11 protein-coding genes and 2 pseudogenes are annotated in these 9,837 nt (G+C 68.1%); 2 read left to right on the top strand and 11 right to left on the bottom strand.

The window, feature by feature from the left end; translation table 11 throughout:
- The 3 genes and pseudogenes from EV648_RS44640 to EV648_RS42075 all read right to left on the bottom strand — a co-directional run.
- The coding region (locus EV648_RS44640) for a DDE-type integrase/transposase/recombinase (protein WP_255512900.1) at positions 1–345 on the bottom strand (345 nt) is incomplete at its 3' end.
- 61 nt (positions 346–406) lie between these two features.
- Positions 407–658: pseudogene (locus EV648_RS45535) on the bottom strand (IS3 family transposase); the annotation flags it as partial.
- 41 nt (positions 659–699) lie between these two features.
- On the bottom strand, positions 700–993 hold the full coding sequence (locus tag EV648_RS42075; protein ID WP_132302056.1) for a transposase: 294 nt from the start codon (positions 991–993) through the stop codon (positions 700–702).
- 443 nt (positions 994–1,436) lie between these two features.
- On the opposite strand from EV648_RS42075, the gene EV648_RS42070 reads away from it, so the two are divergent.
- Complete coding sequence (locus EV648_RS42070; RefSeq protein ID WP_132302054.1) at positions 1,437–2,060, top strand: hypothetical protein; 624 nt, start codon at positions 1,437–1,439, stop codon at positions 2,058–2,060.
- Positions 2,061–2,185: 125 nt separating this feature from the next.
- Here the strand turns inward: EV648_RS42070 and EV648_RS44635 are convergent.
- The 6 genes and pseudogenes from EV648_RS44635 to EV648_RS42040 all read right to left on the bottom strand — a co-directional run.
- Positions 2,186–2,407: pseudogene (locus EV648_RS44635) on the bottom strand (hypothetical protein); the annotation flags it as partial.
- 113 nt (positions 2,408–2,520) lie between these two features.
- Complete coding sequence (locus EV648_RS42060; protein WP_241996127.1) at positions 2,521–2,937, bottom strand: hypothetical protein; 417 nt, start codon at positions 2,935–2,937, stop codon at positions 2,521–2,523.
- Positions 2,938–2,991: 54 nt separating this feature from the next.
- The gene (locus EV648_RS42055; RefSeq protein WP_132302050.1) at positions 2,992–3,882 is read right to left on the bottom strand and encodes a LuxR C-terminal-related transcriptional regulator; all 891 of its coding nucleotides are present in this window, start codon (positions 3,880–3,882) and stop codon (positions 2,992–2,994) included.
- Positions 3,882–5,888, bottom strand: a complete 2,007-nt coding sequence (locus EV648_RS42050; protein ID WP_132302048.1) for an AAA family ATPase — start codon at positions 5,886–5,888, stop codon at positions 3,882–3,884. Before EV648_RS42050 ends, EV648_RS42055 begins: the two co-directional genes overlap by 1 nt.
- Positions 5,889–5,947: 59 nt before the next feature.
- A complete protein-coding gene (locus tag EV648_RS42045) occupies positions 5,948–6,652 on the bottom strand; it encodes an alpha/beta fold hydrolase (RefSeq protein WP_132302046.1) in 705 nt (234 codons plus the stop codon).
- Between the two features lie 10 nt (positions 6,653–6,662).
- Positions 6,663–7,091 carry a tautomerase family protein gene (locus tag EV648_RS42040; RefSeq protein WP_132302044.1) on the bottom strand — a complete coding sequence of 143 codons (429 nt, stop codon included), beginning with the start codon at positions 7,089–7,091 and terminating at the stop codon, positions 6,663–6,665.
- 177 nt (positions 7,092–7,268) lie between these two features.
- Here EV648_RS42040 and EV648_RS42035 point away from each other — a divergent pair, with 177 nt between their 5' ends.
- Entirely contained in the window at positions 7,269–7,916 is a 648-nt protein-coding gene (locus EV648_RS42035) for an alpha/beta hydrolase (protein WP_132302042.1), read from the top strand.
- On the opposite strand, the gene EV648_RS42030 is transcribed toward EV648_RS42035, so the two are convergent.
- The gene (locus EV648_RS42030; protein WP_132302040.1) at positions 7,913–8,755 is read right to left on the bottom strand and encodes an alpha/beta fold hydrolase; all 843 of its coding nucleotides are present in this window, start codon (positions 8,753–8,755) and stop codon (positions 7,913–7,915) included. The two genes, EV648_RS42035 and EV648_RS42030, sit on opposite strands and share 4 nt — an antisense overlap.
- A 4-nt stretch (positions 8,756–8,759) precedes the next feature.
- Positions 8,760–9,617 (bottom strand): MBL fold metallo-hydrolase, encoded by an 858-nt coding sequence (locus tag EV648_RS42025; RefSeq protein WP_132302038.1) that lies wholly within the window; start codon positions 9,615–9,617, stop codon positions 8,760–8,762.
- Positions 9,618–9,837 lie beyond the last annotated feature (220 nt).

Here is a 9,837-nt window from a genome sequence, read left to right as displayed (position 1 = left end):
GCACACCCACCGACACCTCCGGCAACCGGTCCTTTCCCCGCCCCATCGCAAACCTCCGTGTTCGAGGTGTTGCGACGACCGATTGAATCCGCCTTCGCTGCCCTGATCGGTGTGCATGATCACTGCGGTGATGGCTTCGCGGCCGCCGCGGACCGCGATCGCCATCACCAGCGCGTTGTAGGCCAGTTCGGCGTTGTGGTGTTGACCCAGGCTGAACCCGACGATGCGCCGAGACGCCATGTCCAGGACGCTGTCGAGGTGGAGCTTGCCCTCGTCGGTGGGAATCTCGGTGCCGTCGCCGTACCACTTGTGGTTGAGCCGGTCGGTGGCGAAGTCGCGTCTGATCAGGTCCGGCGCCCGCCACTTGCCCCGGCCCGGGCGGGTGGGTCTGCTTGCGGCGCCGTTTCCGCCGGGCCTGCAGCCCGAGTTCGCGCATGAGTTCGGCGACGGTGTTCTGGCTGACCCGCCAGCCCTCGTCGCGCAGGTCGGCGGTGATCCGTGGTGACCCGTAGGTGCCGTGATGCTTGGCGAACCACCGTCGGATCGCGGTCTTCAGCTGTTCGCGTCGCGCGTGCCGGGGCGAGGCGTCGCCGTGGCGCCACTTGTAGAACCACGCCTGGGAGACCCCCAGCGCCCGGCACGCGACCGCCTGCGGCACCCGGTAGGTGTCCCTCTGAGCGGCGATGAACGCGGCCACGGCTACCGGCCCATCGCATCCTTGACCCAGAGGGCCACCGAGCGCTTGAGCACATCACGCTCCATCGCCAGCTCCGCGTTCTCCCTGCGCAACCTGGCCAGCTCGGCCCGCTCGTCCTCACTCAACTGCCCGTCATCACCGTGGGCCCGCCGGTCCCCGGCCACCCAGTTCGCCAACGTGCCCGCGTTGACACCCAGCTCGCGGGCCACCTGCGCGATCGGCCTACCGGTCTCCCGGACAATCCGCACCGCACCCTCGCGGAACTCCCGATCAAACTTCCGTCGTGCCTCAGCCATCACCCTCACCTTCTAAGAGGATGTCTCCACGCTACGAGGGGAAACCCAGGGTTCATATCCCTTAGGGATATGAACCCCCACGTGTCGGAGGAGGGACACGCTCCTTAACCACACGCCTACAGCTTGACGTCTGAAGGCATGGTGCGGCATTGAACCGTCGACGTCCCGCTTCGCGTGCGGGTTAGCGGTCCACTCGGGCGGCAGTCGACTACAACCCGTTCGGCGTGGCATCGACGCTGTTGTACGCGCAGGTGTTGGCCATTGTGGTTCGGTGGATCGCCTAGATGTACCCGGCCATGAGGTCGGTGCAGCTAGGCGCTGTTAGCGTGTCACCTCTGGCCGTCCGCCCGGTTTGGGGGATTGCCTGGGGACGGGCTTCGGGTCGAGGGTAGGAGTGCGGCGACGCCGCTGGGGTGTCGCCTCGTTTTGAAGGGAGGTGGGCCGTGTACGCACGCTCCACCACCATGATGGCTCAGCCCGACCGTATCGATGACGGCATCGCGCTGGTCAATGACGAACTGATGTCGATGATGACCGACATCGATGGCTGCGTGGGCCTGTCCATGCTGGTCGACCGGTCGAGCGGCCGCTGCATCGCCACGAGCTCGTGGGAGACCGAGGAGGCCATGCGCGCGAGCAACGAGCAGCTCCAGCCCGTCCGGCAGCGCCTGCTCGAGACCTTGGGCGGGGACGGCCTCGAGGTCCAGGAGTGGGAGATCGCGGTCCTCCACCGTGACCACGAGTCGCCTGCCGGGGCCTGCGCCAGGGTGACGTGGGCTCGCCCACAGGCGGGTCAGCTGGGCGCCGCCGTGGATGGGTTCAAGACCGACGTATTGCCGCTCCTGGAGAACCAGGACGGGTTCTGCAGCGCGAGCATGCTCATCGACCGTGAGGCCGGGATGCTGTGCGGCACGGTCAGCTTCGAGAGCAGGGCCAATCTCGAGGGCACCCGAGGGTTCGCCGCCGAGCAGCGGGCCACGATGGCCGAGCGTACCGGGATCGAGTTCGTGGACGTTCTCGAGTGCGAACTCGCCGTCCACCATCTGAGGGTGCCCGAGTTGGTCTGACCGCCGCTCGTCCCACCCGTCACCCTTCCGTCATTCCGGCGGCTCGCCCGCCTGGCCGGAGTGCGGAAGGGTCGGCGCCTCGAACGCGACTTCTCCGGCCTCAGGTCGTGCGGTCAACTGCACTCTCACGGAGAACCCGCAGCTGAAGCACGCCCGGGGGTGTCCGTCGGCAGCGCCACCGTGATGCGGCAACACGGCGTCGGGACTCGGAACCGGGCCCCGAGGAGGGTATCAACCACGAATCGATGAGGGGTGGGTCGCCAGCGGGGTGACTGGATGTCCAGGTAGGGAAATAGTGGCAGGCCGGCGAGCAGGTCGTGGAGCTCGTCGTTGTTGTCCACGTCGAAGGTGACGTTGGCGCACTCGCCGACGGTCCGCCAGAGGTGGAGCCACTTGCCAGCACGTCGGCGTCCATCCCGACGGGCGGGCGAACGTCATCCGGACATCGAACAGCATCCGGTCAGCTCTTGGCGGAGTCCAGGACGAAGTCGTACTGGATCCTCACACCAGGGCCGTCGTCCTCGGGCTTCGGGTCGAGCATCAGTTCCAGCTTCACCGCCGAGGCGATGTCGCCCTCGTTGTGCTCGTCACCCGGGAAGTAGAGCTGAGCGTTGCTGTGCTGCCAGAAGTGGCTGTTGACGTCGGTGAGGCGGATCCCCGTCGGCGGCAGGTTCTCGTTCGGGATGGCGGGCAGAACGTCCAATTGGAACCCGAGATCGGGGTAGGTCAGCGTCCAGGCCCGGCGGCCCGGCACGCAGAGCTCGGGACCGTCTCTGTTGCCTTGCTCAGTCTTGTAGTCGTCGTAGGCCCTGAGCAGTTCGCCGACCTCGACCTTCCCCGCGGTGCCGGTTGGTGGACGTCGATCGCGCGAGTTCACCGCTTTCAGGACGCAGCCCCACCGCGTAGTACCTGATGTCCCACAAAGTGCGTATTAACACCACTGGTGAGGCCACGACTGGAGAGGTGCAGGACGATGTTGATGCGCACCGACCCGTTCCGGGAGTTCGACCCGCTTGCCCAGCAGTTCCGACCACGTGAGCCGCAGGTCGAGGTTTACCGAGCCGGCGTGCCACGTGCCGCCGACACCTTGGGGGTCGGGACGGATCTCCGCTGCGTGGAGGGTGTTGGTGAGTTGGACGCGGGACTGGACGTCGAGCTTGGCGAAGACGGCGCGCAGGTGCGTACCGACTGTGTTTACGGAGATCCCAAGGGTCGAGGCGGCCGACTTGTTGGTGTGGCCGGCGGCGATCAGCATCGCGACGCGTTGCTCTGCATCGGTCAGGGCCTCCCAGCCGGTCGTCGGGCGCGCGGCTGCCTGAGCCCACTTCGTACGACGCGCGCCTGCCTGGCGCATGATCGCCTCGACACCGTCGCGGCCGACCCGTTCGCGCATCGCGTTGTACAGGTCCCAGGACCGATCCAGCTGGATCAGTGCGGCTTCGCGATCGCCCGATCTGAGCAGCGCCCGTCCGTAGGTGAAGGCGCCGACTGCTTGCAGCGCCGGACGGGGGCTTGAGGCAAGTACCTCGGCAGAGCGGGCGATCACCGCGAGGTCGTTGTCGGCGCGACCGCGGAGGTTGAGGGCGAGGCCTTCGAAGCTGCAGACGCCGGGGTTGCGTTCGGCGCCGATCTCGGCGATCTCGACCGCCTGCTGGGCGAACTTCGTCTCACCGGCCGCGGTTCCGATGTCGTAGAACACCGCCATCCAGCCGGGCCACCAAGGCCAGAAGCTGCGTGCCTCGGCAGCGCTGTCCAGCATGGGCGCGAGAATCGTTGTCGCGCGGCCGAGGTCGCCTTCGGTCGCCGCCAGCCAGCCTTGCATCAGCGGTATCGCCTCATCGCGGAAGTGTTCGTCTGTGTCGGTGGCGCTCGCCGCCTCTTCGATCTGCCTCCGGGCCGCTGAAAGTCGCCGCCGGACAGCAAGACGGCGCTGTGGATCATCATCGCCTCAAGGGCGTGCACACTCGTCCCGAGCTGCCGACCCAGCTCGATCAAACTCCGGGCACCCGCGTCGGCGTCGTCGAGCCGGCCGAGGTTGAAGTCCTGCCACAGCTGCGCGTAGGCGAGGGCAGGCAGTGCGGTCTCGACAGCCGACTCGTCGTCCTTGCGGGCCTGGTCCAGCAGAATCTGGGCGTGCTCATAGCGGTCCAGGAGTTGCAACGAGATGATCTCCTCGGCCAGGTACGACGTCCCGAGCAGCGGCCGCAGGTCCCGGAAGTGGCGCAGACTCGCCCGATGCCGGCCCTCGTTCTTGGCCGCCTCACCGGAGGCTTGCGGCGCCAGCGTGGTCGCCTCCTGGTCGCCCACCGCACGGGCTGCGGCCAGTGCGATCCCGGCACCTTCGGCGGCCTCCGCCCCGGGGATCATCCGCGTCCGAGCCAGTGCCCGTGCGGCGGTGAGCCGCGCCGCGATCGCCGGCGTCAGCCCGGGCAAGCGCAGTACCCGGTCGCAGCGATCGGTGAGTTCGGCAACTCGGCCGCCGAGCCACAGCGCACGAGCCGTGACCGTCTCGATCTGCCCGATGGCATCAGCCTCGTCGGCGCGCGCCAGCAGTTGATCGGCAACCGACAGGGTGTCCGCGACGCGCTGTCCGCGGGCCAGAACAACCAGGCTGCGCACGCCGATGTCGAACCACTGATCGTGACTGGGCCGCAACGTCCCGAAGGCCAGCATCGCCAGATCACCGGCGTCCTCGGCGCTGGTCGACGTCAGCAGTTCCGCCGCGGAGATGAGGATCAGCGCACTCGCGAGGTCCCCGGAGATTGCCGCGGCCTTGACGTGCGACGCCGCGAGCAACGGTTGCCCGGTGTCCGTCAGGAGGTGGTCCGCGATCCGGCGATGAAGCCTGCGAGCGGTACGGCCGGCGACCGTGGCGTAGACGGTCTCGCGGATCAGGTCGTGCCGGAACGCCAAAGTCGTCGCTGTCTCGACGACCAGCCCACTCAGTACCGCGTCGCCGATCGGCCGGGTGCGTGAGGCTGGTGTCAGCTCGGGCTGGAGTACGGCGAGGTCGTCGACCGGCAGCGGGCGCCCTGCGACGGCGAGCAGTTCGACGATGCGGCGGGCCGGATCGTCGAGTTCGGCCAGGCGGTGGTGGATCGCCGCGGTGAACTCGGCCGGGACCTCGTCGCCCCGGTCAGCGGTCCGAGCGATCCCGTCGATGATCTGCACCGCGAGGAACGGGTTGCCGTCGGACGCGGCCAGCAGTTGCTGGGTGTGCCGGCTCGGCAGCCGGCCGAGACGGTCGTGCGCCATCGCCGCGAGGTCCGGACCGGTCAGCGGCGTCAGCGGAAGGTGGTGGAACCGGACGTGGTCCACGGTCGCCACCTGGTGCTCGAGCCGCCGATCGCGGCTGGTGAGCACCCACAGCACCGGCAGGCCGACCAGACGCGGGATCAACGACCGCAACAGGAACTGGCTGACCCGGTCGGCCCAGTGCAGATCGTCGATCGCGATCACCAGTGGAGCGGACGCAGCCGCCTTCTCCAGGTACGCCGCGATCCGGTCGGCCAGCATCAGCGGTTGGGTCAGGCTCAGTTCCTCGTAGTCGTCGGCCGAGATCAACGGGTCGCGGCCGGAGCGCAGTACGGCGATGACCGGCGCGCCGGGTGAGACCTGCTCGATCTCGTCGCACTTGGTCAGGGTCACCCGGAACCGCTGGCCCGTGGTTTGGCGGCAGATCTCCGTCAGCACGGCTGTCTTGCCCATCCCTGCAGCCCCGGTGATGAGTACGACGCCGGACGAGCTGACCGTGCGAACCTGGCGCACCACGCTGAGCGCACGGCTCAGCGGTTCACTGCGTCCGCGCAGCGGCCGGCTATCGACCATCGTTCTCTCCGCTCATCTCCTGCCCATGGAGGCAGACCGGTCGAGCGCGGGGACAGCCGTCATCCGGCCATTGCGCGTTGGATGAGACCGGCGACCGCGACGGGTTGCGCGATGAACACGGTGTGCGAGCCGGCGATGGTCTCGATCGTCGCGCCCATCCGCTCGGCCATGAACCGCTGGGCAGCCGGCGCGATCGCGTTGTCGTGCTCGGGGATCAGGAACCAGGACGGCTTGGTCTTCCACCCGGCCGCGGTCGCGTTCTCGGTGAGGGCGGCCAGCGTCAGCGGTCGCTGGGTGACGTACATGGTCGCCGCGACGTCGACCGGGACGTCGGCGCAGAAGGTCTCGCGGAACTGCGGCTCGACGATGTAGAGATCCGGTCCGCCCGGGCCGGCCGGAGCGTCGTACGGCGTGGGGGCCGACGTCTTGGCGAGCAGCGCCGGCGGGTACGGCTCCTGGACACTCGCGCAGCTCTCTCCGACGTCGAGGCCGAACGCGGCGAGGTAGACGAGGCCGACCACGTTGTCGAGTTCGGCCGAGACCTGGGTGATCAGCGCCCCGCCGTACGAGTGGCCGACGAGCAGCACGGGACCCTCGACGGCCTCGACCACCGCACCGATCGCGGCGGCGTCGGACGTCAGGCTGCGGAGTGGGTTCGGCGGGGCGATCACGGCGATACCTCCGGCCTGGAGCTCACGGATCACGCCGGCGAATCCGGATGCGTCGGCGAACGCGCCGTGCACCAGAACAACTGTGGGTGCCATGGTTCCCCCCTCAGGTCCCGAGCTGGGCGATCTGGGCACGAGCGGCGGCGATCAGCTCTTCGTTGGTGTTGGCATGCCCTGCGAGGCCCCAGCCGCCGTCGGGCGCCTCTGTGAGCAGCACCCAGGTCCGGTCCGCGAGGCTCTGGTCGCCCGCGGCCTCCGCCACGATCCTGGTCAGCTCCGCGACCACGGCGAGCTGCTTGGCACGGTCGAGCGCGCCGAAGTTGGTGAGTACCTGAACGCGGACGTAGGTGTCGTCGCCGTCGACATTCGACAGGCTGCCCGCCTCCAGGTCGTGCACGAAGGCGGCGGTGTTCTGCCGGAACATCGGGATGCTCGGGACCTCCTCGATCCTCATCAGAGTCGTTGCGAGGTCGACCGCGAGTTGATGCTTGTCGCCGAACGTTCCGGCCGCGGCGTAGACGTCGATCGTCTGCATGTCGCTGGCTCCTTGGACGTGGTTTCCGGGTCGCCGAAGCCAAACATTCCTCCGCGGCACCGATCCATCACCTGAACAGATGAGGCCGAAGAGCGAGCCGCGGCCTCATCCCTTTGGGTGATAGCCCTCCGCCGGCGAGATCACGTTGCATCGGTAGACGACAGGGAGGATGAGTTGATGAGCGTGCACGTGATCGTGTTGCCCGGCGGGGGATACGCGGCGCACACGCCGCACGAGGCGGCGCCGATCGTCGACTGGCTCACCGGCCTGGGTCTGGAGTCGAGTGTGTTCCGGTACCCGCTGGAGGTCCGGCATCCGATACCGCTCGATGCGCTGCGGGCCGAAATCCGCGGCCGGCGAGAGGCCGGTGCCGACCGGATCGGGCTGGTGGGATTCTCGGCAGGCGGTCATCTCGCCGGACTGGCGGCGCTGGCACCGGGTTCAGGTCGAGCCGAGCTGGTCGACTTCGCTGTACTCGGCTACTCGATCACCTCGATGGAGACCGAGACCTACCGGCCGTCACGGCTCATCCTGCTCGGCGAGGATGCGTCGCCCGACCTGCGCCGGGCGACCTCCTTGGATGCGCTGGTGAACCCGTCGGCACCGCCGTTCTTTCTGTGGCACACCGCGGAGGACATCTGGGTACCCCCAGAGCACACCTATCGATTCGCCACGGCGCTGGCCGCGTACGGCGCGCCGCATACGGTGCACGTGTTTGCGCACGGCCCACACAGTCTTGGCCTGGCCGAGGGCGCCGGAGACGCCTCGAGGTGGACCACGCTTGCGGCCTCCTGGATCGCTGAGCAGCTCGACGCTGACAACTAGGAGCTGGTCAGGAAGGCGTCGACGTCGTCGGCGAACTCGAGGTGGTGCTGGAAGAGGAAGCCGTGGGCGGAGTCGGGGTAGATCTTGAGCCGCGCGCGCGGAATGAGCCCGGCCAAGAGGTAGGAGTAGTGCGGCAGGATCATCGGGTCGCTGTCGCCGTTGGTGACGAAGACGGGCATCTTGATCGTGCCTACACGTTCGAGCAGTGAGTGGTTCGGAATACCCCAGTCGCAGACGGCGTCGTACTGCGCGACCCGGGTCGCCCAGGTTGTCTGGTCGTCGCGATCGGAGGTGCGTGTCGCCATCCGGCCGAAGGCCTGCATCCCGGCTGTGCGGCTCGTCTCCGAGGGTGCGAAGAAGACGCCGAGAACCCCTTCGGGGTTGGGTTGCGGCCGGCCCACGGCACCGATCACCGCGGGATCCCAGCCGTGCATGCCGGCCGCGCCCTGTGGTGCCGACGAGGCCAGGACGAGCCGTCGTACGACGTCCGGCCGGATCAGGGCGATCTCCTGGGCGACGAAGCTGCCGAGCGAGAACCCGAGCAGGTCGATCTGCTCGAAGCCCAGCGCGTCGAGGAAGGCCAGCGCGTCGTGCGCCATCTCGGCGACGGTGTGCGGTGTCGTGCCGGTCGACGCGCCGACGCCGCGGTTGTCGAACGCGACCACTCGCCGATCGGTCGCGAGCGCGTCGACGAGCGCGGGATCCCAGTTGTCGAGGTTGCCGCGGAAATGCTGCAGCAGGATCAGGGGTACGGCGCCGTCGCCGGTCTCACGATAGGCGTACTCGACGTCGTTGTCCGCGCTGGTCCGCTGGGTCGAGGTCTCGGTGTACGCGGTCATGTGGTCACCCCTGGGGCCGTTGGGAGTCGGCGGCGAACGTCAGTGTGAACGGGTTGCCCAGGTCTGGGTGTCTGGCCAGCATCTTCGCGACGATCTCCTGAGCGGAGTCGCTGACCTCGACGATCTCGTCGAAGTCCCTGATGTATTGACGCGACTCGTCCAACACCCTCGCGGCAACGTCATCGGGAGCGTCCGGGTCCTTGTGCCCGGCGATCACGGTTTCCGGCCGCAGCCGCTCGATCGCGTTGAGCGACTCGATCCACGCCGCGCGGGCCTTCGGATCGGATCCGGCCAACCACATGTGGACGCGGTTGTAAGCGACATCTCCCGCCACGACCGCGTCAAGCTCAGGGACGTGGACGACGGTCGACTGCTCCACATCACTTTGACCGACGAGCAGACACTTCAGCGACTGTCCTTGGACTTGCAGTTCATCGCCCGGCAGCGCAGTCGGAGTGACGGGATGGTCCGCGATCTGGCCGGGAAAGAACGAGTGCCACCGCGCCAGCGCCTCGGGGGCGGCCTGTTCTGCAGCCGGGCGTACCACGTCTGCGTGGGTCACCAGCCGCGCGTAGGGGAAGCCCTCGAGAACGGGCCCAAGACCGAAGAAATGGTCAGCGTGCGCATGCGTGACGTAGGCCGCGGTCAACCTCTTGCCGGCCTGGCGAATCCACGCGAGCAGCTCGTCTCCCTCGGCCAGTGTCATCAGACCGTCGATCAAGACCGCGTCGTTCTCGCCCTCAATCAGAGTCGCCGTACTGGCCGGCCAGGTCGCCCGCCGGCCGGGATCCCAAGTCCTGGACGCGCCGTTGAAGGGCTTGTAAGGACTGACGAACACCTTGAGAGCCATCGATCCCGGCATGTACACGTCTCCCTCGAGGTACGTCGGCGGCCCTGTTCGGCGAGCGCGAAACGGCGCCCGTGACTTCTCCGATCATGGTCGCGCCGGCCCACCCGCACCATCACCTGAACGGGTGACACCCTGTCGGGCCACAGCTGGAGCTGTGCCGCACCTCTGGTGCCGGGGCATTTCGAGACGGCGTGATTCCGGAATGTGCAGCCAGGCCCAGATCGAGCCCGGC

Source organism: Kribbella sp. VKM Ac-2568, assembly GCF_004345365.1.
GTDB lineage: Bacteria > Actinomycetota > Actinomycetes > Propionibacteriales > Kribbellaceae > Kribbella > Kribbella orskensis.
This window is presented reverse-complemented; position numbering and strand designations above follow the sequence as displayed.

Excerpts from the sequence above, each read along its gene's own strand:
- EV648_RS42050 (WP_132302048.1), bottom strand. The coding sequence starts at position 5,888 with ATGGTCGATAGCCGGCCGCTGCGCGGACGCAGTGAACCGCTGAGCCGT.
- EV648_RS42030 (WP_132302040.1), bottom strand. The coding sequence starts at position 8,755 with ATGACCGCGTACACCGAGACCTCGACCCAGCGGACCAGCGCGGACAAC.
- EV648_RS42055 (WP_132302050.1), bottom strand. The coding sequence starts at position 3,882 with ATGCAAGGCTGGCTGGCGGCGACCGAAGGCGACCTCGGCCGCGCGACA.
- EV648_RS42075 (WP_132302056.1), bottom strand. The coding sequence starts at position 993 with ATGGCTGAGGCACGACGGAAGTTTGATCGGGAGTTCCGCGAGGGTGCG.
- EV648_RS42025 (WP_132302038.1), bottom strand. The coding sequence starts at position 9,617 with ATGCCGGGATCGATGGCTCTCAAGGTGTTCGTCAGTCCTTACAAGCCC.
- EV648_RS42040 (WP_132302044.1), bottom strand. The coding sequence starts at position 7,091 with ATGCAGACGATCGACGTCTACGCCGCGGCCGGAACGTTCGGCGACAAG.
- EV648_RS42035 (WP_132302042.1), top strand. The coding sequence starts at position 7,269 with ATGAGCGTGCACGTGATCGTGTTGCCCGGCGGGGGATACGCGGCGCAC.
- EV648_RS42045 (WP_132302046.1), bottom strand. The coding sequence starts at position 6,652 with ATGGCACCCACAGTTGTTCTGGTGCACGGCGCGTTCGCCGACGCATCC.